We start from the raw sequence: 21,343 nt of genomic DNA on the forward strand, positions 1-21,343 counted from the left end.
TCGTTTGGATCTGGAGGAGGGATTTCATGAAGAAGATGAAGGGAATTGGTGCGCTGAGCATCGGACTGGCATTTCTGCTGGCTCCGGGCAGCGCAATTCGCGCCGACGCTGCGTCGGATACGCTGACGGTGGTGGTGACCGACGAACCGAAGTCGCTCGATCCCTGTGATACAGACCTTTCGGGCAACTCTCGCATTCTACACAACAACATCACGGAAGCGCTGGTCAATCTGAGCCCGGCCGACGGATCGCTCGTCCCGAGCCTTGCCACCGGCTGGCGGCAAGTGGACGAGTTGACCTGGGAATTCAAGCTCCGCGACGACGTCACCTTCCACGACGGCAAGGCGTTCGATGCCAGTGCAGTCGTTGCCGCTCTCAAGCGGGCGCAGGATCCGGCACTGGCCTGCGAAGTCGGACTTGCGACGTTGAAGGGCGTCAAGTTCAATGCAGAAGTGGTGAACCCGACGACCCTCCTCATCAAAACCGATATCGTCGAGCCGATCCTGCCGAACAAAATGTCGGCCGTGGACATCAGTTCGCCGGCGACCCCGAACGACGGCAAGTCGCGCTCCCCGGCCGGAACCGGACCCTACAAGCTTGCAGCGTGGACGCCAGGGCAATCGGTCGACCTCGTGGCCTATGACGGCTATTGGGGCGACAGGCCGGCGATCAAGAACGCAACCATCATCTGGCGCGCCGAATCCGCTGTTCGCGCGGCGATGGTCGCCACTGGGGAAGCGCAGATCGCATATGAAATAGCGCCCCAGGACGGCACCACAGAACAGGATCATGCCTTCCCAAACGCCGAAACCTCGCTGCTGAGGATCGATGCAGAAATTCCGCCGCTCAACGACAAACGGGTGCGTGAAGCCCTAAATCTTGCGATCGACCGGGACGGCCTTGTCGGCACCATCTTCCACCAGGATGCCCAAAAGGCGATGCAGGCGGTGCCGCCGTCCGTCTTCGGCTTCAATCCCGACATCCCCGGCTGGACGTATGATCCCGAAAAGGCAAAATCCCTGCTCGCCGCGGCCAAAGCCGATGGCGTGCCGGTCGACAAGGAAATCGTCATCTACGGCCGCATCGGCATCTATCCCAATTCGTCCGAAAGCCTGGAAGCCATTCAGGCGATGCTCGCGGATGCCGGCTTCAATGCCCGGCTCGAAATGCTTGAAACAAGCCCGTGGCTGAAGAAGCTGCTGAAACCTTGGGACAAGGAACGTCAGCCGTCGATCCTGCAGACGCAGATCGACAACACCGAAGGCGACGCCGTATTCACGCTGCCGAACCGTTTTACCACCGACGGCAACCAGTCGACCATCGCCGATGCCAAGCTCGACACATTGATTGCCGACGCGTCGAAGGCAACCGGCGACGAACGCAAGAAACTGTTCGAGGAGGCGTTCAGCTACATCGCCATCGATGCGGTCAATATCGTTCCGCTATTCCACATGGTCACGATTGCGCGCGTCGCCGAGAACGTCACCTATACGCCCGATGTGCAGGCCGGCAACGAGATCAAGCTTAAATCGATAAGCTACCGCTGACGGCACAGACTGGTCGCCGAACGTCCCTTGAGGAGAGCGGATGTCCTTCACTTTTTTCCTGAAACGTGCGGCCTTTGCGGCACTCGCGCTTGCAGCATTGATGACATCCGCCTTCTTCCTGGTGCGGTTGACGGGCGATCCCGTCAATCTCTACCTGCCCGTCGATGCCTCGGATGCGGCCCGTGAAGCCATGCGCGTCCGGCTCGGCCTCGATCGTTCCCTCCCGTGGCAATTCCTCGATTGGGCCGGGGACATGCTGAGCCTCGATTTCGGCACGTCGCTTTGGCACAACCGCCCGGCCATGGACGTTGTCCTGGAGGCGTTGCCGAACACGCTGGCGCTCGGTGCCATTGCCTTGACCCTGGCCTTCGTCGCTGCCGTCATCATTGGATCGATTGCCGCTGTGAATGCCGGCGGTTGGATCGACCGGGCTGTCAACGTGCTGTCGCAGGCAGCGGCCAGCGTGCCGGATTTCTGGCTCGGGCTGATGGGCGTCCTGCTGTTTGCCGTCACCTTGCGCATTCTGCCGACATCGGGTTTCGGCGGTCCGATCTATTGGGTCCTGCCGGTTGCCTGTCTTTTTGCCAGACCGTTCGGGACGCTGGTGCAGATCGTCCGAGGCTCGATGATCGAAGCACTGAACGCGACATTTGTCCGGACTGCGCGGGCCAAGGGCGCGCGTAGCGGCCGGGTTACCTTCGTGCATGCGTTGCGCAATGCCCTGCTGCCCGCGGTGACCGTGACCGGTGACCTCGCCGCCCAGTTCGCCGGTGGCGGTGGCGTCGTCGAGGTTGTTTTCGGGTTTCCCGGCATCGGCAAGCTGCTGATCGACGGCATCCTGAAGCGCGATTTCGCGATCGTCCAGGCATCGATCTTCGCGGTCGCCGTCGTTATCTTCTTCATCAATATTCTGGTCGATATGCTCTATGCATCGATCGATCCGCGCGTGAGGGTTGAATGACCAGCACGTCCGCCGACGTCCTCCCCGCCCGCGAGCGCCGAAGCCGCCGCATCTTGTGGTTCGTGCGCGCGCTCACAGGCGACCCCATGGCGGTCGCTGCGACAATCTGGCTGCTGATCGTCGCCCTTGCCATTCTTGCGGATGCATCGTCGCTGCTGGGCGAAAACCGCATTTCGCTGAAGGCGCGCAACCTGCCGCCCTTCGACTTCGGCCAGTCTTGGACGTTGTGGCTGGGCGCCGACGCCCTCGGGCGCCCGCTTCTCGTTCGCCTCATTCAGGCGGCATCGACGACGATCGGCATAGCGCTGGTGACCGTGCTGACGAGCCTGATCGGCGGAACGCTGCTCGGCGTGATTGCCGGTTACTTCGGTGGCATCATCGGCAACCTTGTCATGCGGATCTGCGACATCATCCTGGGTTTCCCGACGCTGCTGGTGGCGCTGTTTGGCCTTTACCTGTTCGGCCCGAGCGTCGGCAACCTCATCATCGTGCTCGCCGTTACCCGCATGCCGGCCTATATCCGCGTCGCAAGAGCCGAAACCCTCGAAGTCCGGGAGAGGCTTTTCGTTGATGCAGCGCGCGTCTTCGGCGGCGGGCCTGTCTGGATATTGCGCAATCACATTCTCCCAAGCGTCGCTCCGACGATGCTGACGCTCGCTTCGGTCAATCTCGCCATGGTCATGCTGTTCGAATCCGGGCTGAGCTATCTCGGTCTCGGCATCCAGCCGCCTTCCGTGAGCTGGGGTCTGATGGTGGCGCAGGGCCAGGGATATCTGTCATCCGCCTGGTGGCTGGGCTTTTTCCCTGGCCTGGCTGTGATGCTCACCACCATGTCCTTCAATCTCCTCGCCAACTGGTTCCGGATCGTCAATGACCCGTCGCAGCACTGGCGTCTTGTCAGCCGGAGGCGCTGATGGCTCTTCTTGAAGTCGAGGACTTGCAGGTCAGTTTCGTTACTGCAGCCGGCCGCATCCTCGCGCTCAACGGCGTTTCCTTCTCGCTCGAGCGTGGAGAGGTCCTGGCGCTTCTCGGCGAAAGCGGCTCCGGGAAGTCGGTAACCGCATCGGCCATCATGGATCTCGTTCCCAACCCGCCGGGCGAAATCAATCAAGGATCGATCCGTTTCGACGGCGTCGAGCTTTTGCAGCTCTCGCGGAACGAACGGCGCGATCTTTGCGGCGACCGGATCGCCCTGATCTTTCAGGATGCGCTCGCAGCGCTCAACCCGGTCTATTCCGTGGGTTGGCAGATCGCCGAAATGTTCCGTATCCACCGCCGCACTCCGGAAGGCGGTGTCGAAAAGGCCGTGATCGACCTCCTGACCGCTATCGGCATTCCTGATCCTGAAAGCCGTGCCAGGCAATATCCGCATGAGTTTTCGGGCGGCATGCGCCAACGCATCATGATCGCCATGGCCGTCGCGCTGGAACCGGATGTCATCATCGCAGACGAGCCGACAACTGCGCTCGACGTCACGATCCAGGCGCAGGTGGTCGATCTTCTGGAGACGATCCGCAAACGCAGCGATGCCGGCATGATCTTCATCACCCACGATCTCGGCGTCGTCGCCGAACTCGCCGACCGCGTCGCCGTCATGTATGCCGGCCGCGTCGTCGAAACCGCAAGCGTCTTCGAACTGTTCGAGGATGCCCGCCATCCCTACAGCATCGGATTGCTTGCCTCGCAGCTGCGCATGGACACGGATGAAGACGAATTGGTGCCGATCCCCGGCTCAGCCCCCAATCCTGTCGCCCTGCCTTCCGGCTGCGCATTCAGAACCCGCTGTCCACGCGCCGAAGGGCTCTGTGCCGAGGTCGTCCCCTCTCTTGAAACCGTAGGGCCGGGCCGCCAGGCCGCCTGCCACTTCCCGGTATCACCAGTATGATCGAACCTCTGCTCAAGGTCCAAAACCTCTCCCGGCACTTCGGCAGCGCCTCGGCGCCGGTGCGTGCCGTCGACGATGTCAGCTTCGAGATTGCCAATGGAGAGACCCTCGGCCTCGTCGGCGAAAGCGGTTGCGGCAAAACCTCGCTGGTTCGGACGCTGTTGAAGCTTGGGCCGGCGACAAGCGGCAGCGCTTTGCTTGACGGTGTGGACATTACGACAGCCAGCGGCCGGCGGCTGCATGAATTGCGCCGCAAGATGCAGGTCGTTTTCCAGGATCCTTACCAGTCGCTCAATCCCCGCATGCGGGTCGATCGGCTGATTTCCGAACCCTGGGCATTGCACCCGGGGGTCGTGCCCAAGGGCAGCTGGCGTGAAGAGACGGTCAAGCTGCTCGAATCCGTCGGGCTGCGCGCCGAACATGCGGACCGTTATCCCTCTGAATTTTCAGGCGGCCAGCGGCAGCGCCTTGGCATTGCCCGCGCTCTCGCGCTTAATCCGACACTTCTTGTCTGCGACGAGCCTGTCTCGGCCCTCGACGTCTCGGTCCAGGCGCAGGTGATCAACCTGCTCGCCGGACTGAGGCGCGAGCGCAATCTGGCGATGCTGTTCGTCGCGCATGATCTAGCCGTCGTGCGGCATGTCTCGGACCGTGTCATGGTCATGTATCTCGGCAAGATCATCGAAACGGGACCGAAGCAATCGATCTTCAATGCGGCGGCCCATCCCTACACGCAGGCCCTGATGTCGGCGGTCCCGACACCGGATCCGAGGCGTCGCGCGCAGCGCAAGCGCATCGTTCTGCAGGGCGATCTGCCGAGCCCCGCAAATCCGCCCAGTGGATGCCGTTTTCGAACGCGTTGCTGGAAAGCGACGTCGATCTGCGCAGAACAGGAGCCTGCGCTGACCGCGCGAACGGCGGCCCGTGGTCTTCTGACCGCCTGTCATCACGCCGATTCAGAAATCGCCAACGAAATCCCTCGTCTTGAAAGGACCTGAACCCAGGCCCACTATGCCCAGGTGATCGCAATGTGCACACCGTTGCACCGGTCAGCGACGATTATTTCCCGTCCGTTTTTCCCGTTTGTTTCGTGGCTGCTTTCAGCACGCCTTGCTGCAAATCCGCCTCGTCGGCAAGAATGGCGGCGGCCTCGTCGAGCAGGACGTCTTTTGCGTTCTTGCGGGCATTCTCGATGGCAATATCAGCGCTCAGGCTGCGCTCGCCTGCCTCCAGGCCATCATCACCAAGATTCTCGCCATCCCCTGCTTCCGCTCGATCCTTGAACCGTTTCTCGCGAGCAGCTGCTTCTTTGCGACGTTCGGCTTCATTGAGGGAGATAACCCCTTTTTCGCGCTGCACCTTGAAGTCGGCAATGTCTTGTAACAAGCGTTGGAAGTCCGGATCGCTTTCAACACGCGCATCATGGCGGCTTTGCAATGTCGGCAGCAACGTCGTGACCGTGTCGACAGCCGTGTACTTCGCAGGTTTGATCTGCGCCCACGGCAGGGCATTGTCATAACTGGTCTCGCCGAAGCTCGCCGGATCGAAAAGTCCTGGCAAGCTGATATCGGGCGTCACGCCGTGCAGCTGCGTCGTACCGCCGTTGACCCGGAAAAACTGGGCAATCGTCACCTTTAGCTCCCCGAACTCGGGTTTGCTGTTGCGGACGATCCGGTCAAGATCGACGACGGTCTGAACGGTGCCCTTCCCGAAACTGGGTTCGCCGACGATCACGCCTCGGCCGTAATCCTGGATTGCCGCGGCAAAAATCTCCGAAGCCGACGCCGACCCGCGATTGATCAGGACACCCACCGGGCCTGTCCAGACAGGCGCTGCAAGATCCGAGCTCCTCACCTCGACCTTGCCATCGCTGCCGCGTTGCTGAACGACCGGGCCATTGCCGATGAACAGGCCAGTCAAATCAATTGCCTCGTCCAATGAACCGCCGCCATTATTGCGCAGGTCGATGAGAACGCTGTCGACTTTTTCTTCCTTCAGTTCGTCGAGAAGCTTGGCGACATCGCGGCTTGCGCTTTTGTAATCCTCATCCCCTTTGCGCTTGGCTTCAAAATCCTCATAGAATACCGGCAGGGTAATGATCCCGACTTTACGCGTGGCGTCGCCCGCTTTTACGGACAACACAGTCTTCCGGGCGGCCTGCTTGTCGAGACTGATCTTATCGCGCACCAGGCTGATGACGCGATGCGTGGCATCAGCTCCGGCATCTGCCGGCAGGATGTCCAGCCGCACGACGGAACCCTTTTTGCCTCGTATCATCTGCACGACTTCATCAAGGCGCGTGCCCACCACGTCCTTGATCGCGCCGTCCTTGCCTTGACCAACGCCGGTAATTCGGTCTCCGACCGAGAGCTTGCCGGACAGCTGTGCCGGTCCGCCCGGCACGAGCTCGCGGATCGTCGTGTAGTCATCGCGCTCCTGCAGGACCGCACCGATACCAAACAGTGAAAGCTTCATCGAGACATTGAAGTCGGCTGAAGCGGCCGTACCGAAATAGTCCGTGTGCGGATCGATCGACGTTGCGTAGGCATCCATGAACGATTGGAAAACGTCGTCGCTTTTGAACTTGTAGACGCGCTCGAGCGTGTTTTCATAGCGTTTGTCGAGCGTTTCGCGAATGGCCGCGTCGTTTTGGTTGCCCAGTTTCAACCGCAACCAGTCGCTCTTGACGCGCTTACGCCAAAGCTCATTGCTCTCGGCCTCCGACTGCGGCCACGGCGCTTTATCGCGCAGCAGAGAATATTCTTCCTGCACGCTGAAATCGAAGCCCTGCTTAAGCAGGTTGCGCGCATAGTTCATGCGGTCGACAACGCGCTGCTGATACGCTTTGAAGATCGCAAACGGGATCTTCAAGTCTTTCCTCTCGATGGCATCATCGATCTCGCTGCGGTCGGACATGAATCCGTCGATGTCGGCTTGCAGGAAGAGCATGCGGTCCGGATCAAGTGACTTGATGAACCCATCCATGATCCTGGCCGACAAGGCGTCGTCGAGTGGAACGGGCTTGTAGCTATATCGCGAAAGAAATTGTGCGCTCAACTCAGCGGCTTGCGCCTGTCGCTTTAGCGGCGCCAAAACAGGCGGTGATGCGACTTCAGCATATGCGGACTGTGCAATTGCAAGAAATGCACCAAGAAAAACGTAGGCTATGCGCATTCAGCGTCGATCCAATTCTTAATGCCGAGTGTCGATGTGCGATCTATGTGACGCAATCATGGTTTTTTGGCAACCAAGTGGCAAACGACAAGATTTGCAAAGCCGCGGAAACATATCCGGCGCGTGATCGGCGTCGCCGCAGCCGGCGCTCAATCCGCCTGCATGTCTTGCCAGGAATCGAATGTCGCAGCTTGACCGCGACGGCATCCGCTGCGGTCGACAAGATCCCAGACGATGGCTTTCTCGATATAGAAACGCCGCCCTGATTTGGCGATGCGAAGTCCGCGGTAGTCGGCGATAAAGCCGTTGGCCGCCACGGCACTCAACAACCTGTCACGTTCCGCGCGATCGGGCGCCTCCGCCGAAAGACGCGATGGCAAAGTGATGAACTCGTCCCACGAATATTCAAAGCAGGCCTGGGCAGCGCGGTTTGCGTAGATGAAGCGCGGATCAGCGTCGGTATTGTGGGCAAGGACAACTGCCGGCGACTGGTCGTAAAGCCATTCAGCACCCTGGCCTTCCGGCGTCAGGCTGCGCCCCACGCTTCGTTCGAAGCTTTCCGCCATCAGTGCGTAAAATTCGAGATCGTAAGCCAAGTCGAGGCCGGCGTCGTTATAGTTGGCAATCATGCTGCGCATCCTGGATTGCGGCGAGAGATGTTGACGTGATGGTCTCGTTACAAAATCCTTTGCGCTACAGAAAGTGCAAGCTCCAAATGCGACGCTTCAAGCTGGGCGATCGGGACTTCAGGCGTCATCCTGGAGGTAGCGTTCCGCGAGCCTTGCCCACATGGCTGCGCCAACCGTCAGGCTGGCATCGGCGAAATCATATTTGGCGCTATGCAGGATGGCGGAATTCATGCCGTTGCCGAGACGCAGAAAGCTGCCCGGCTTGTGCTCGAGAAAGTGCGAAAAATCCTCGCTACCGGGAATGAGCGGGCAGGTCGCGACCTTGTCTTCGCCGACGAGTTCTGCGGCGACGATCCGGGCAAAATCCGTCTCGGCAGGCGAGTTGACGACGACAGGATTGCCGCGATCGTAGTCGATCTCGATAGAAGCATTGTGCCCTTCTGCCACCGAGCGGGCGAGCTTGGTGATGCGTTCCTGCAGGAGGTCGCGAATGCCAGGCTCGAAGGAGCGCACGCTCAATGCGAGCTTGGCATATTCCGGAATGACGTTGACGGCATCGCCGGCATGGATCGTGCCGACGGTGATGACCGCCGTCTGGGTCGGATCGAGGTTGCGCGAGATGATGGTCTGCAGCGAGACGACGAGGTTGCACGCCACGACCACGGGATCGACGGTCAGGTGCGGCCGCGACGCATGGCCGCCTTTGCCCTTGATCGTAAGCTCGACGGTGTCCGACGCCGCCATCATCGGGCCGGATCGCAGCAGGATGGTGCCTTCGGGAGCGCCGGGGTGGTTATGGAGGCCAAAGATCGCGTCGAACGGAAAGCGTTCGAACAGACCGTCGGCGATCATCGCCTGGGCGCCGCTATTCTTGCTTGCCTCTTCCGCCGGCTGGAAGATCAGCGTCACTGTGCCGTTGAAGCGGCGGGTGCGGGCGAGATATTCGGCCGCGCCGAGCAGCACGGTCGTGTGGCCGTCATGGCCGCAGGCATGCATCTTGCCAGTGGTGCCGCTGGCATAGGCAAGCCCGGTTTCCTCGACGATCGGCAGCGCATCCATATCGGCGCGGATGGCGATGCCCTTGCTGCCCTTACCGGCGCTGAGGCGGGCGACAACGCCGTGACCGCCGACATTGCGGGTCACGTCATACCCCCAGCCTTCCAGCTTTTCCGCGACGTAGCGCGCCGTTTCTGCTTCCTCGAAAGAGAGTTCCGGATGGGCATGCAGATACTGGCGGGTCGCCTTCAACTCCGCCTCCATGGCTTCGAAATCGGAAAGGCGGGCATAGGCATTGTCGAGCGTGGGCATGAAAACATCCAGTCTTGATCGAAAAGGGCATTGCTGCGGCCCAAGGGTCGAAGCAGAAGCTGACATCAGTTAGAGAAAACGGGCGAGAAAAGCCTGAGTCCGGGGATGTTGCGGATTGCCGATGACATCCTCGGGTTTGCCCACCTCGACGACATTGCCGCCGTCCATGAACACCACCCGATCGGCCGCTTCACGGGCGAAACCGATCTCATGGGTCACGACGATCATCGTCAGGCCCTGTTTGGCGAGATCGCGCATGGTGGAGAGAACTTCACCCACCAGTTCCGGGTCGAGCGCAGAGGTGGGCTCATCGAACAGCATCAGCTTGGGTTTGATCGCAAGGGCACGGGCGATGGCGACGCGCTGCTGCTGCCCGCCGGAAAGCTGACGGGGATAGCTACTTGCCTTTTCCGACAAGCCCACTCGCTCCAAAAGCCGCAGGGCGTTCTCGGTCGCGGCCTTGCGGCTTTCGCCGTGCACGCCGATCGGGGCCTCGACGATGTTTTGCAGCACCGTCATATGCGGATAGAGATTGAACTGCTGGAACACCATGCCGATCTTGCGCCGCTGGCTGGCGATCCCGTTGCTGGACAGCTTTTCCAGCCGGTCTTTGCGAAGGCGATAGCCGATCTGCTCGCCATCGACTTCGATGAACCCCCTGTTGATCGCTTCGAGATGGTTGATGCAGCGCAGGAAGGTCGATTTTCCCGAGCCGGACGGGCCGAGCACGACGACGACTTCACCCGGCATGACGTCGAGGTCGATCCCCTTCAGCACCTCGAGCTGGTCGAAGGACTTGTGGACGTTGCGGGCTCTGACGAGAGGTTTTGCAATTTCGGCAGCGGTCAATGGCTTGCCTCCTCGACAAGGGTCTCGGATTTGGCGACAGCGACATTGTTGCGCCGCTCGCTGCGGCCGTAATAGGCCTCGATATAGCTCTGGCCGAGATTGAGGATCGAGGTAATAAAGAGGTACCACAGGACCGCGACCAGCAGCATCGGCACGATCTCGAAGGTGCGATTGTAGATCGACTGGACGGAATAGAGCAGATCGGCCATGGCGATAACGCTGACGAGCGAGGTTGCCTTGATCATGCTGATCAGCTGGTTGCCCGTTGGCGGCACGATCGAGCGCATCGCCTGCGGAATGATGATCCGCCACAGCGCCCTCGCCTTGGTCATGCCGAAGGCTTCCGCCGTCTCGAACTGGCCGCGATCGACCGAGAGCAGGCCGCCACGAATGATCTCGGCCATGTAGGCCGCTTCGTTCAAGGCAAGGCCGACGATTGCCGCCGTCATCGGCGTGATCACCGAATTGGTCTCCCAGCTGGCGAGCGTCGGGCCGAACGGAATGGTGATAGAAAGTTCGGGAAAGAGGGTCGAGAGATTGTACCAGAAGATCAGCTGCACCAGCAGCGGCGTGCCGCGAAAGAACCAAATGAACAGCGATGCCAGCGAACGTGCGAGCCGGTCATTCGACAACCGGGCGATCGCCAGTCCGAGGCCGAGAACGATGCCGATGGCCATCGCCACCACTGTCAGGCCCAGGCTGACATAAAGGCCACTGATGACAGTCGGATCGAAGAAATAGGCCGCGACGACCGGCCAGCCGAAATTCTCGTTATGGGCGACGATCCACAGGAAGTTCGCGGCAATCAGGAGCACCACTACCCACAGGACGAGCCGGCCCGTTTGAAAGGGCTTGTGGGCGTGGGCAACATCCCGGAAGTCCGCACCGCCCGAAGGCGGTGCGGCAGTCGTGCGGTCATTGCTCATTTCGGCAGGACTCCACCAAGATTGAGACCGGGCTGCTTGATCATGTTGTTCTCAAGACCCCACTTCTTCATGATGGCGGCATAGGCGCCGTTATCCATCAACGCCTTGATCGAGTCGAGCAGAACGGGGCCGAGCGACGAGCCCTTGGGCACGACGGCGCCCTGATAGAGATCCTCGAACCCGTTTTTCTGGCCGACGCCGCTCAATTCCAGCTGGCCGTTTGCCTGAGACACGAAATAGGTCAGCGGTGCCTGCGAGGAGAAGAAGGCATCGGCGCGTTTGGAGCGGACTGCCAGGATCGAGCTCGGCTGATCGGTATAGGACTGCACTTCGGGCGCAGGCTTGCCGTCCGTCTTGCACTTTTCAACCTGGGCCTGGATTACCTTTTCGGCGGAGCCGCCGGCCATGACTGCAATGCGATTGCCGCAAGCGCTGTCGAGCGAGGTGATGGCCTTCGGATTGCCCTTCTGGACGGAGAAGACCACGTATTCCTGAACCCAGTCGACGAAATCATTGGCCTCTTCACGGCTCTTGAAGTCACCGATCGGGCCGAAGGCGAACTGGTATCGGCCGGAATTGATGCCGGCGAGCAACGCGCTCAACCCGCTGACGGTTTCGTGCTCGATCTCGACGCCGAGCATCTGGCCGATTGCATCGGTCAGATCGGCGCTGGCGCCGGTCAATTTCGTACCGGTGACGATCTCATAGGGAGGAAAGGAACCGTTGTTGACGGAGATCATCTTGCCGTCCGTGCGGATCTTCTCCGGCAGGCGGGCGCGAAGAGCGTCGTTGACGGTCTGCTTTGGCACGGCCGCCTCCTGGGCGAAGACTGACGTCGTCATCATCAGACCCAGCAGAGCGGCGGAAGCGATCAGTTTCGAATGCATGTCATTCCCCTTTTTGGTTTTGCGAAAATGGTAATTCCACGATGATGCTTGCGAAGGGTTTCCCTAGGCCTTGTTCATCGCGCTTTGGCGTGCCACGGAAACAGATCGGCGGGCGTCAAAAGGCGCGGCATGATCTTCTGTTCGTAGAGTTCCTCGGCAAAGTCGGCGATCATTGCCTCGTTCTCAGCAAGCCCGCTGGCTCTCCAGGTCGGCGGCAGATCAGCCGCGCAGCGGCGCAGTTCGTCGATCATCCAGGGCGTGGTGTCGGCGTATTTCTCACGCTTTTCCAGCCAGATACGCTGGGACTCGTCGATCAGTTCGCTGAGTTCATCCATGATCCAGGGATGCTCCTGGACGATGTCAGCCTTGAAGCCGATCAGATGCATGCCCGGGATGTAGCCGACCTCATGGAAGTAGGCGACTTCAGCGGCGCGGAAATCATCCAGCACCTGTCGCAGGGGCGATTCCTGATCGAAGAAACCCTTCGGCATGAAAGGCGTGAACACGGCATCGAGCCCGCCATCCAGCAAAAGATCGACCATCGGACGCTCGCCGGGAGCAGCCTCGATGCGGCCCGGCCGTCCAAAACCATCGAGCCGGTCGACGATCGGATGAGCCTCCGTCAGGCGCCCGGCATACCACATGGCATCCTCGACGCCGACGCCTTCCCGGCGCAGAGCGGCACGGGTCCAGGTATTTCCGGAATCACGCCAGCCGGTCACGCCGATGTTCTTACCGGCCAAATCGGAGAGCTTGCGGATCGGACTGGCCTTGGCGGTGATAATGCAGCGATGGCGGAAGCCGCGCATGATGAAGTTCGGCATGCCAATGACCCGATCATCGCCGTCATGACGCATCTGCGAATAGCGGCTGAAGGACATTTCCGCGGCGTCATGCGCTATGTCATCGGCAAGGCTGGAGACCAGCGTGCCCACACGATCCACTTTAATATCAAGACGGGAAGAGCTGACATCACCGAGCACAAGCGGTGTCATGTAATCCCAGTCTCTAAGGGCGATGCGAAGCGTCACAGGCATGCAAAAACTCACTGAAATGGCTCGACGAGGGGTAAATTAAATGTTCAAAATGGTGAGTACAAATGTTATTACGTTATTGAACATTTAAAGTGAGAAAAAAATGGGCGACGCCGTCGAAGCCTCCTGGTTTGCCGAAAAAATAGCCGACCGGAGCATCAGGGGGATCGCTCTCGAAACGAGCGCGCTGATCCGTGCTGGTGTCCTGCCCATTGGGACGCGCCTGCCGGCGATCCGCGATATCGCTTACGAATTGCAGGTCAGTCCGGCAACGATCTCCGAAGCCTGGAGCGAATTGCGGCGGCAGAAGATCATCAGCGGCCGGGGGCGCAACGGCACCTGGGTCAGCGGCGACCGCTTTGTCGCCAAGCCGGAGCGTCTCGCCAGCTCGGGAAATTATGCGGCAGGCGTGCTCGACCTTACCTTAGCGGGACCGGATGCAGCACTTCTTCCTCGTCTCGCCGAAGCAATGGCCTATGGCGCGTCCGTTGATGACCTCAACAGCTATGAGCGCAGCCGGATCGTCCCCGAGTTGAAGGACGCCGTTTCAGCGCGATGGCCTTATGAGGCGGAAGCCTTTCTGGCTACCAATGGCGGTTACAACGCCGTCTATACGATATTGCATGCACTGGTTTCCTCGGGTTCGTCGGTCGCGATCGAACATCCGACCGCGATGCGGCTGCTCGATATTCTGGAAGACCTCGGCGTAAAAATCATCCCTGTCGCCTGCGACGGCGAAGGCCCCTTGCCGGATTCGCTACACGAAGCGTTGCAGCAACGTCCAGCGGCTTTTCTATTCCAGCCGCGGCTGCATTCCGTGACCGGCGTTGCGGTCAGTTCCTCCCGCCTCGGTCAGCTCGGAGATGTGCTGGAAGACAGCGATACGCTTATTATCGAGGATGACGGCGTCGGCGACGTGTCGGCGGCACCTCCGCAGTCGCTGGGCGGCCGATTTGCGAAGCGGACGATCCATATCCTCTCACTCTCGAAAAGCCTCGGCCCGGATCTGCGTCTCGCGGTTTTGTCGAGTTCCGCGCCGATCGTCGATCAGATCCAGTCTTACCGTTCCTTCAGCGCCGGCTGGACCAGCCGTATCCTCCAAGGTGCCGCCGCCTGGCTATTGCGCGATCCGGCAACCTGGCAGCTTATCGGCGAGGCGCGCGAGATCTATCAGCAGAGACGCGACGCTCTTGCCGATGCGCTCTGCGAACGGGGAATACCGATACCGGCAGGCCAGGGCCTGTGCCTCTGGGTGCCCGTCGTCTCCGAACCATTTGCGATGGTGACGCTCGCCGCACGCAATATCGCTGTCAACCCGGGCAACAAATTCTCCGTCTTGCCCAGCAGTCATATTCGAGTGGCGACCAGCACGCTTAGCGATCGCTGCGAGGAAGCCGCCGATGCGATCGCTCTGGCTCATGCGCCGTGAAGGTAGCGGCCTGCACCTCGCGTACTTACTTTCCCTCGAGCCATTCCTGCAGCTCTGCCTCCGCCCGCTCCAGAGCGCTGTAGTTCAAAAGTTTGCGCAGGAAAGCGACCGTAACGGCACGGGCGCGCAGATTGAAACGGCCGTCCTCGTGATCGTCGCCGGCGCTCTGGTAGACGTCGAGCTTGTCGTAGAGCTGCTGCAGGCGGTTCTGCACGCTGCGCAGCGAGAGACCGCGGCGTTTGGCGATGGCCCGGTCGGTGAGGCCGAGCGCGATATCGACGAGGATCTCGTATTCGGAATCGGTGAAGCCATTCGTCTGGCCGAGGCTCTTCTGCTGCAGGCCCCGCACTTCGCGGTCGATGACGCACTGGCTCTCGATGAAGATCGAGCGCAGTGCAAGCTTCAGCCGCTCGTCGGAGGCGGATTTCAGCACATAGCCATAAGCGGCGCCATCCGGCACGATGCGCGAGACGCCGCGCACATAGGCCTCGTCCGAGTAATTCGACCAGAACAGGATGCGGGTTTCCGGCCGCTCCTTCCAGATGGTGCGCGCCGCCTCGATGCCGTTGCGGTTCGCCATCTGCAGGTCCATGACGATATGCGCCGACTTGTGGTCGCGGGCGAGCTTCTCGCCGACCGTTCCGTTCTCCGCCTCGATCACCGTGTCGCATTCCGGCAGGGCCGCGTTGACCGCCTCGTGCAGATAGGACCGGTGCAGCGGGTCGTCCTCGACGATCAGAACCTTCATGGTGCCCTTCTCCTCAGTTTGTCCCGCTCGGCGGGTCGTGCGGTGCGAGCGGCAGCACGACGCGCACCACAGTCCCGCGATTGTTGTGGCCGGGCCCGGTCGTAAAGCGCGCCGAAATCAGCCGCGCACGGGTCTTCATATTGTCGATGCCGCCGCCGATCCGGCCCCGCGCCTTGGCGAGCCCGGTCCCGTCGTCGGAGATTTCGATCGACAGCCGATCGTCGTCGGCCTCGAGGCGCACCATGACGGTGAGCGGAGCGGCATGGCGCACCGCATTGTTGATCGCCTCCTGCGCGATCCGGAATAGCGCGACGCTGACGGTCGGTTCCAGTCGCTCCAGCGCGCCGTGCGTCTCGTCGACAAGGCCCCATTCGATGCCCGATCCCGTGTCGCGGGTCGATCGGTCCAGATGATGCTCGATCGCCTGGGCGAGGCCGAAGAGTTGGAGCACGGAGGGTTTTGCCTGCTCGATGATCTGCCGCAGATCCTGCATGCAATGCTGCAGGGAACGGGAGATCGGCTCCAGCGTCTCGGGCGTCACCTCGCCGTTGCGCGACAGCCGATCGATCCGGCGGGCGAGACGCGTCAGGTCGGCGAGCGTCTGGTCGTGCAGGTCCATGCCGATGCGCTGGCGTTCCTGCTCCAGCGCTTCGGTAAGTTTCAGCGCACCTTGCCGCAAGCCCTCCTCGCGGGCGCGGGCCTCCGCCTCGACGATCGCCGAGCGTTGCGCCTGCTCGGCCGCCTGCAGCGCGAAGAAATAGGGCGTCAGCAGGTCGGCAATGATGCGGGCGCGTTCGATATCCTCCATCGTATAGACGCCCGCCCTGTGCGACGAACAGGAGAGTGCGGCGATGATCGTGCCCTGCACCTTCATCGGCACATGCAAGCGACTTCTCAGCGACTGTTCGACGATCGGCCGCTTGAATGCGCCCTCGAAGTGGAAACGCGGGTCGGTCATGGCGTCGTCCGCCAGCAGAAAATCCACCTCGCCCCGGAGCAGCGAGCGGATAGGGCTGTTGACAACAGGCGCGCCGGCAAGGCCGCCCCAGGCGGTCTCGATGCCCGTCTCATAGGCGGTGTGGTAGTTGCCGCCCTCAAGGAGCACACAGACGTCGAGATGGTCGTGCGGGATGATATGGGCGACCTCGGCCGCGACGGAACGGATAGCCGAGCGGAAGTCGAGCTGGCCCGCGAGCAGCCGGGAAATGCCGAGATAGTGGTCAAACATGGCTGCGGGTACGAGATGCAGCATTGTCAGTTCCTCCCCGAGGCGGCAGCAGGCTCCTCAACCCGCCGCGACTCCTTCCCAGTAAGCGCCCGCGGGAGCGCCGCCGTCTTGCGTAAACCCGCAGCTTGTTGCGCAAAACCCGCAAACGGATTGCCGCCTTGCCCCTGTACAGGCCGATCGATCTCCCGCATCCTGCCCTTACTGAGAGGAGGAAGCTCAGTGCAAGAACAATTTTCACTCGGACCCAGGTGGGCCGGCAGGAGTGAAGCGATCCGCCGACAGGCGCGATCATCAGGGAGGAAGACATGACAATCCGCAAGATGCTTCTGGCATCGGCCGCTATCGCATGCGCCGCGATGCCCGTTTCCGCCTTTGCCGACACGTCGGCCAAGAAAATCGCCCTTTCCAACAATTATGCCGGCAACTCGTGGCGCCAGGCCATGCTGACGAGCTGGGGCAAGGTGACAGGTGAAGCCGTGAAGGCCGGCACCGTTGCCGCAGCCGACCCTTTCACCACCGCCGAGAACCAGGCGACGGAACAGGCCGCGCAGATTCAGAACATGATCCTGCAGGGCTATGACGCGATCGTGCTCAACGCCGCCTCGCCGACGGCGCTGAACGGCGCGGTCAAGGAGGCCTGCGACGCCGGCATCACCGTCGTTTCCTTCGACGGCATCGTGACCGAACCCTGCGCCTGGCGCATCGCCGTCAACTTCAAGGAAATGGGCCGCAGTGAGGTCGAGTACTTGTCGAAGAAGATTCCGGACGGCGGCAACCTGCTCGAGATCCGCGGCCTTGCCGGCGTCTTTGTCGACGACGAGATCTCGGCCGGCATCCACGAGGGTGTCAAGCAGTTCCCGCAGTTCAAGATTGTCGGCTCCGTTCACGGAGACTGGGCGCAGGACGTGGCGCAGAAGGCTGTTGCCGGTATCCTGCCGAGCCTGCCCGACATCGTTGGCGTGGTGACGCAGGGCGGCGACGGTTACGGCGCCGCACAGGCGATTGCCGCGACCGACCGGAAGATGCCGATCATTATCATGGGCAACCGCGAAGACGAACTGAAGTGGTGGAAGGAGCAGAAGGACGCGAAGGGTTACGAGACCATGTCCGTCTCCATCGCGCCGGGTGTCTCCACGCTCGCTTTCTGGGTGGCGCAGCAGATCCTCGACGGCAAGGAAGTCAAGAAGGACCTCGTCGTGCCCTTCCTGCGCATCGATCAGGACAATCTCGAAACCAACCTCGCCAATACCCAGGCCGGCGGCGTCGCCAACGTGGAATACACGCAGGCAGATGCAATCAAGGTCATCGAGCAGGCAAAGTAATTCTCCCGGCGACTGCCGCGCGACCGCAGAAGGTCGCGCGGCATTTTTTGCAAGCAGGCATGGCGGGCAGCATGGATGACGTTTTGAATGCGGTGATCGCCGTCGATGGCGCCAAGGTGAGTTTCGGCGCAGTCAGGGCACTCGATGGCGTGACCCTTCGCGTCATGCCGGGAGAATGCGTCGGGCTTGTCGGGCACAATGGAGCCGGCAAATCCACTATCGTCAGCGTGATCAACGGCGGTCTCACACCGCACGAAGGAAGTGTGGCGAGCGACGGCGAACGGCTGGATCGCTATGGCATCAATGCCGCGCGTGCCCGCGGCGTGCGCTGCGTGTTTCAGGAGCTTTCGCTCTGCCCCAACCTTTCGATCGTCGAGAACACGCGCATCATGCATCGCCATCTCGGTGGCTTCGGCTGGCGCAGGCGCGCCGCGAAAATCATCGAGACGTGCCTCGACGCCGTCTTTCCCGGCCACGGGATCGACAGCAGCCGGACCGTGGGAGATCTTTCGATCGCCGAACGGCAGATGGTCGAAATCGCCATGGCCTTTTCCGACGCCGGCATTGCGCCGAGGCTGGTGATCCTCGATGAACCGACCTCGTCGCTCGATGCAAGCCTTGCCCGGCAGATGCTCGATCATGTTCGCCGCTTCATCGCGACGGGTGGTTCCGTCATCTTCATCTCGCATATCTTGCACGAGATCCTCGAAACCGCCGACCGCATCATCGTCATGAAGGACGGCCGAGTCGTCGCCGAGCGCCTAGCGCAGGGCTTCGACCATCACGGCCTCGTGGAAGCGATGGGCACCGTTGCGAAGGAGGAGCCCAAGCAGCGCTCGGCCCGCGAACAATCCACCGCTCCGCTCATTCTGTCCCATCAGGCGAAGGGCCTTTCCTTTGCGGCACGCAAGGGCGAGATCATCGGACTGGCGGGTCTGGCGGGCCATGGGCAGACCGAGCTCCTGCTCGCGCTGCATGCCGCCCAGTCCGGCAACTGGCTGCCGGAGCGCGATCCGCGCGTCACCTTCGTCGCCGGCGACCGCCGTCTCAATGGTGTCTTCGAGCTGTGGAGCATCCTACGCAACTTCTCCATCGCCTCGCTCGGTGACCTGTCGCGGCGCGGCCTCATCCTCGCGGACGAAGAGCAGACGAAAGGCGCCGACTGGAAGCGGCGGATCGAGATTCGCACCCCCGATATGGACAATCGCGTTCTGTCGCTTTCCGGCGGCAACCAACAGAAGGTGCTCTTTGCCCGCGCGCTTGCGACGCGCGCACCTGTCGTGCTGATGGACGATCCGATGCGCGGCGTCGACGTCGGCACCAAGCAGGAGGTCTATGCGATCATCCGCGAGGAAGCGGCGCGCGGCCGCACCTTCATCTGGTACTCGACGGAGATGGACGAGGTCCGCCTCTGCGACCGCGTCTACGTCTTCCGCGAAGGCCGCATCACGACCGAACTCGCCGGTGATGCCGTCAACGAGACGAACATCATCGCCGCCTCCTTCGAAGGGATCGCCGCATGACGTTCCGGCTGTCGTCCGACGCCATGCGTCTTGCCATTCCCGCCCTGTCGCTGACGTTGCTGCTCGCCGCCGTCTTTTGGCTGCAGCCGCGCGCCATGAGCTATGTCGGGCTCAACCTGCTGTTCAACCTGGCCGTGCCGATCGCGCTTGCGACGATTGCTCAGATGATCGTGATGGCGGTGAACGATCTCGATCTCTCGATGGGCGCCTTCGTCAGCTTCGTCGCCTGCGTCACCGCGACCTTTCTGCGAGATGCTCCCGTGATCGGCGTGCTGATCCTTGCCGGCGCGATCGCAACCTATGCGGCGCTCGGCGTCGTCATCTATCTCCGCAACCTGCCCTCTATCGTCGTGACCCTCGGCATGAGCTTCGTCTGGGGCGGCCTTGCCGTATTGCTGCTGCCGGCACCGGGCGGACAGGCGCCGGACTGGGTGCGCTGGCTGATGACCGTCAAGCCGCCGCTGGCGCCGATGGCGATCGTCGCCAGCATCGTCATCGCCTTGGTCGCCCATCTTCTCGTCATGCGGTCGTCGCTCGGCGTGTTGATGCGCGGCATCGGCGGCAACCAGCGCTCGGTCGAGCGCGCCGGCTGGTCGATTGTCGGCGCGCGCGCTGCAGCCTATGGTCTCGCCGGCCTCTTTGCCGTGCTCGCCGGCATCGCCCTGGTGGGCCTGACCACCTCGGCCGATGCCAATATCGCGCTGCGCTACACACTGCTGTCGATCGCCGGCGTGATCCTCGGCGGCGGCGAGTTCATCGGTGGCCGCGTCTCGCCGGTCGGCGCCGTCATCGGCGCGCTGACGCTGACGCTCGCCGGTTCGTTCCTGTCCTTCCTGCGCATCTCGCCGGACTGGCAGATCGGGGCTCAGGGCGCAATCCTGATCATCGTGCTGGCACTTCGCCTGATGCTGAATCGCCTGGAGAAGCGGGAGAAACGCCGATGACCCCGCTTCTGCGCCTGTTCGGCAAACCCTGGATCTGGTCGTGGCTTGCCGCCTTCATCGTCTGGTTCCTGACGATCATGGTGACGCTCGGCGCCAGCACGCTTGGCCTATCACAGGCAGCACTGACCTTCGCGGCCTTCTCGGTCATCGTCGGCATCGGCCAGATGTTCGTCATCACGCTCGGCCCCGGCAACATCGATCTCTCGGTGCCCGCCACCATGACGCTTGCCGGCACGGTGGCGTTGAAGCTGATGAATGTCGAAAACGGCATGATCTTGCCCGGGCTCCTAGTCTCCATCGTCATCGGCTTCGTCGTCGGCCTGGGCAACTATGCACTGATCAAGGCGCTGCGCATTCCGCCGATCATCGCCACGCTGTCCATGAGCTTCATCGTGCAGTCCGCGGCGATCTGGACGAACCGGGGACTGCGCATCAAGCCTCCGAGCGTGCTGGCGGAATTCACCACGTCGCACACGCTCGGCGTGCCGAACGTGGCGATCGTCGCACTCCTCATCTCGCTGCTGGCCTGGTTCCTGCTCGAGAAGACGATCTATGGGCGATGGATCTCGGCGATCGGCCAGAGCATGCCGGCCGCGCGCATGGCCGGCATTCCGGTCGACGGCACGCGTTTTGTCACCTACCTTTTCTGCGCCGTGCTCGCCTCGGTCGCCGGCTATCTGCTCGCCTGCTTCTCGGGCGGCGCCGCACTCAACATGGGCTCGGAATATCTCTTGATGTCGATCGCCGTCGTCGTGATCGGCGGCACGGCGGTTGCCGGCGGCGATTCCAACGTGCCGGGCATCTGGGGCGCATCGCTCTTCATGTTCCTGGTCGTCTCCATGCTCAACACGTACGGGCTCGGCGCGGGTATCCGCCTGATCATGACCGGCCTCATCATCATCAGCGTCATCATGCTCGCCGGCGGTCGCCGAGCCGGCATGCGATAATT

General features: G+C 61.7%; 19 protein-coding genes. 10 read left to right on the top strand and 9 right to left on the bottom strand.

Features of this window, described 5'->3' with window-relative positions; all coding sequences use genetic code 11:
- Positions 1 to 26 precede the first annotated feature (26 nt).
- The 5 genes from OIU37_RS20170 to OIU37_RS20190 are packed head-to-tail and all read left to right on the top strand — an operon-like array spanning position 27 to position 5,391.
- The gene (locus OIU37_RS20170) at positions 27 to 1,547 is read left to right on the top strand and encodes an ABC transporter substrate-binding protein (RefSeq protein WP_180695907.1); all 1,521 of its coding nucleotides are present in this window, start codon (positions 27 to 29) and stop codon (positions 1,545 to 1,547) included.
- Positions 1,548 to 1,587: 40 nt separating this feature from the next.
- Complete coding sequence (locus OIU37_RS20175; RefSeq protein WP_180695906.1) at positions 1,588 to 2,508, top strand: ABC transporter permease; 921 nt, start codon at positions 1,588 to 1,590, stop codon at positions 2,506 to 2,508.
- Positions 2,505 to 3,422 carry an ABC transporter permease gene (locus OIU37_RS20180; protein WP_180695905.1) on the top strand — a complete coding sequence of 306 codons (918 nt, stop codon included), beginning with the start codon at positions 2,505 to 2,507 and terminating at the stop codon, positions 3,420 to 3,422. Before OIU37_RS20175 ends, OIU37_RS20180 begins: the two co-directional genes overlap by 4 nt.
- Complete coding sequence (locus OIU37_RS20185) at positions 3,422 to 4,393, top strand: ABC transporter ATP-binding protein (protein ID WP_180695904.1); 972 nt, start codon at positions 3,422 to 3,424, stop codon at positions 4,391 to 4,393. Before OIU37_RS20180 ends, OIU37_RS20185 begins: the two co-directional genes overlap by 1 nt.
- Complete coding sequence (locus tag OIU37_RS20190) at positions 4,390 to 5,391, top strand: ABC transporter ATP-binding protein (RefSeq protein WP_180695903.1); 1,002 nt, start codon at positions 4,390 to 4,392, stop codon at positions 5,389 to 5,391. Before OIU37_RS20185 ends, OIU37_RS20190 begins: the two co-directional genes overlap by 4 nt.
- Before the next feature lie 61 nt (positions 5,392 to 5,452).
- On the opposite strand, the gene OIU37_RS20195 is transcribed toward OIU37_RS20190, so the two are convergent.
- The 7 genes from OIU37_RS20195 to OIU37_RS20225 all read right to left on the bottom strand — a co-directional run bounded on the left by OIU37_RS20195 (position 5,453) and on the right by OIU37_RS20225 (position 13,203).
- On the bottom strand, positions 5,453 to 7,567 hold the full coding sequence (locus tag OIU37_RS20195) for a carboxy terminal-processing peptidase (protein WP_264258550.1): 2,115 nt from the start codon (positions 7,565 to 7,567) through the stop codon (positions 5,453 to 5,455).
- Positions 7,568 to 7,716: 149 nt separating this feature from the next.
- Positions 7,717 to 8,196, bottom strand: a complete 480-nt coding sequence (locus tag OIU37_RS20200; RefSeq protein ID WP_180695901.1) for an MEKHLA domain-containing protein — start codon at positions 8,194 to 8,196, stop codon at positions 7,717 to 7,719.
- Positions 8,197 to 8,313: 117 nt separating this feature from the next.
- Complete coding sequence (locus tag OIU37_RS20205) at positions 8,314 to 9,504, bottom strand: M20 aminoacylase family protein (RefSeq protein WP_180695900.1); 1,191 nt, start codon at positions 9,502 to 9,504, stop codon at positions 8,314 to 8,316.
- A 69-nt stretch (positions 9,505 to 9,573) separates the two neighbouring features.
- Positions 9,574 to 10,353, bottom strand: a complete 780-nt coding sequence (locus OIU37_RS20210) for an amino acid ABC transporter ATP-binding protein (protein ID WP_180695899.1) — start codon at positions 10,351 to 10,353, stop codon at positions 9,574 to 9,576.
- Positions 10,350 to 11,279: an amino acid ABC transporter permease gene (locus OIU37_RS20215; protein WP_180695898.1), complete on the bottom strand. Its 930-nt coding sequence runs from the start codon at positions 11,277 to 11,279 to the stop codon at positions 10,350 to 10,352. The genes OIU37_RS20210 and OIU37_RS20215 overlap by 4 nt, the downstream gene beginning before the upstream one ends.
- The gene (locus tag OIU37_RS20220) at positions 11,276 to 12,166 is read right to left on the bottom strand and encodes an ABC transporter substrate-binding protein (protein WP_180695897.1); all 891 of its coding nucleotides are present in this window, start codon (positions 12,164 to 12,166) and stop codon (positions 11,276 to 11,278) included. The genes OIU37_RS20215 and OIU37_RS20220 overlap by 4 nt, the downstream gene beginning before the upstream one ends.
- Before the next feature lie 74 nt (positions 12,167 to 12,240).
- A complete protein-coding gene (locus OIU37_RS20225) occupies positions 12,241 to 13,203 on the bottom strand; it encodes a nitrate ABC transporter substrate-binding protein (RefSeq protein WP_180695896.1) in 963 nt (320 codons plus the stop codon).
- 100 nt (positions 13,204 to 13,303) lie between these two features.
- Between OIU37_RS20225 and OIU37_RS20230 the strand changes: the two genes are divergently transcribed.
- Positions 13,304 to 14,629 carry a PLP-dependent aminotransferase family protein gene (locus OIU37_RS20230; protein ID WP_180695895.1) on the top strand — a complete coding sequence of 442 codons (1,326 nt, stop codon included), beginning with the start codon at positions 13,304 to 13,306 and terminating at the stop codon, positions 14,627 to 14,629.
- 25 nt (positions 14,630 to 14,654) lie between these two features.
- On the opposite strand, the gene OIU37_RS20235 is transcribed toward OIU37_RS20230, so the two are convergent.
- Positions 14,655 to 15,377: a response regulator transcription factor gene (locus OIU37_RS20235; protein WP_003562390.1), complete on the bottom strand. Its 723-nt coding sequence runs from the start codon at positions 15,375 to 15,377 to the stop codon at positions 14,655 to 14,657.
- A gap of 13 nt (positions 15,378 to 15,390) precedes the next feature.
- Positions 15,391 to 16,629, bottom strand: a complete 1,239-nt coding sequence (locus tag OIU37_RS20240) for a sensor histidine kinase (RefSeq protein WP_180695894.1) — start codon at positions 16,627 to 16,629, stop codon at positions 15,391 to 15,393.
- A gap of 281 nt (positions 16,630 to 16,910) precedes the next feature.
- Between OIU37_RS20240 and OIU37_RS20245 the strand changes: the two genes are divergently transcribed.
- The 4 genes from OIU37_RS20245 (at position 16,911) to OIU37_RS20260 (ending at position 21,341) form a co-directional block, all read left to right on the top strand.
- Complete coding sequence (locus tag OIU37_RS20245) at positions 16,911 to 17,927, top strand: ABC transporter substrate-binding protein (RefSeq protein ID WP_171603202.1); 1,017 nt, start codon at positions 16,911 to 16,913, stop codon at positions 17,925 to 17,927.
- A 71-nt stretch (positions 17,928 to 17,998) separates the two neighbouring features.
- Positions 17,999 to 19,450: a sugar ABC transporter ATP-binding protein gene (locus OIU37_RS20250; protein WP_180695893.1), complete on the top strand. Its 1,452-nt coding sequence runs from the start codon at positions 17,999 to 18,001 to the stop codon at positions 19,448 to 19,450.
- Positions 19,447 to 20,394: an ABC transporter permease gene (locus OIU37_RS20255; RefSeq protein ID WP_180695892.1), complete on the top strand. Its 948-nt coding sequence runs from the start codon at positions 19,447 to 19,449 to the stop codon at positions 20,392 to 20,394. The genes OIU37_RS20250 and OIU37_RS20255 overlap by 4 nt, the downstream gene beginning before the upstream one ends.
- Positions 20,391 to 21,341, top strand: coding sequence for an ABC transporter permease (locus OIU37_RS20260; protein ID WP_180695891.1), 951 nt, complete (start codon positions 20,391 to 20,393; stop codon positions 21,339 to 21,341). The genes OIU37_RS20255 and OIU37_RS20260 overlap by 4 nt, the downstream gene beginning before the upstream one ends.
- Positions 21,342 to 21,343: the final 2 nt, after the last annotated feature.

The sequence above is a fragment of the Rhizobium sp. BT-226 genome (assembly GCF_025847085.2).
In the GTDB taxonomy this organism is placed as follows: domain Bacteria; phylum Pseudomonadota; class Alphaproteobacteria; order Rhizobiales; family Rhizobiaceae; genus Rhizobium; species Rhizobium sophorae.

Bases quoted from the DNA above. Each gene is read 5' to 3' on its own strand.
- OIU37_RS20180 (WP_180695905.1), top strand. From the start codon at position 2,505: ATGACCAGCACGTCCGCCGACGTCCTCCCCGCCCGCGAGCGCCGAAGC.
- OIU37_RS20195 (WP_264258550.1), bottom strand. From the start codon at position 7,567: ATGCGCATAGCCTACGTTTTTCTTGGTGCATTTCTTGCAATTGCACAG.
- OIU37_RS20245 (WP_171603202.1), top strand. From the start codon at position 16,911: ATGACAATCCGCAAGATGCTTCTGGCATCGGCCGCTATCGCATGCGCC.
- OIU37_RS20240 (WP_180695894.1), bottom strand. From the start codon at position 16,629: ATGCTGCATCTCGTACCCGCAGCCATGTTTGACCACTATCTCGGCATT.
- OIU37_RS20220 (WP_180695897.1), bottom strand. From the start codon at position 12,166: ATGCATTCGAAACTGATCGCTTCCGCCGCTCTGCTGGGTCTGATGATG.
- OIU37_RS20230 (WP_180695895.1), top strand. From the start codon at position 13,304: ATGGGCGACGCCGTCGAAGCCTCCTGGTTTGCCGAAAAAATAGCCGAC.
- OIU37_RS20215 (WP_180695898.1), bottom strand. From the start codon at position 11,279: ATGAGCAATGACCGCACGACTGCCGCACCGCCTTCGGGCGGTGCGGAC.
- OIU37_RS20170 (WP_180695907.1), top strand. From the start codon at position 27: ATGAAGAAGATGAAGGGAATTGGTGCGCTGAGCATCGGACTGGCATTT.
- OIU37_RS20250 (WP_180695893.1), top strand. From the start codon at position 17,999: ATGGATGACGTTTTGAATGCGGTGATCGCCGTCGATGGCGCCAAGGTG.
- OIU37_RS20225 (WP_180695896.1), bottom strand. From the start codon at position 13,203: ATGCCTGTGACGCTTCGCATCGCCCTTAGAGACTGGGATTACATGACA.
- OIU37_RS20235 (WP_003562390.1), bottom strand. From the start codon at position 15,377: ATGAAGGTTCTGATCGTCGAGGACGACCCGCTGCACCGGTCCTATCTG.
- OIU37_RS20205 (WP_180695900.1), bottom strand. From the start codon at position 9,504: ATGCCCACGCTCGACAATGCCTATGCCCGCCTTTCCGATTTCGAAGCC.
- OIU37_RS20185 (WP_180695904.1), top strand. From the start codon at position 3,422: ATGGCTCTTCTTGAAGTCGAGGACTTGCAGGTCAGTTTCGTTACTGCA.
- OIU37_RS20255 (WP_180695892.1), top strand. From the start codon at position 19,447: ATGACGTTCCGGCTGTCGTCCGACGCCATGCGTCTTGCCATTCCCGCC.
- OIU37_RS20260 (WP_180695891.1), top strand. From the start codon at position 20,391: ATGACCCCGCTTCTGCGCCTGTTCGGCAAACCCTGGATCTGGTCGTGG.
- OIU37_RS20200 (WP_180695901.1), bottom strand. From the start codon at position 8,196: ATGATTGCCAACTATAACGACGCCGGCCTCGACTTGGCTTACGATCTC.
- OIU37_RS20175 (WP_180695906.1), top strand. From the start codon at position 1,588: ATGTCCTTCACTTTTTTCCTGAAACGTGCGGCCTTTGCGGCACTCGCG.
- OIU37_RS20190 (WP_180695903.1), top strand. From the start codon at position 4,390: ATGATCGAACCTCTGCTCAAGGTCCAAAACCTCTCCCGGCACTTCGGC.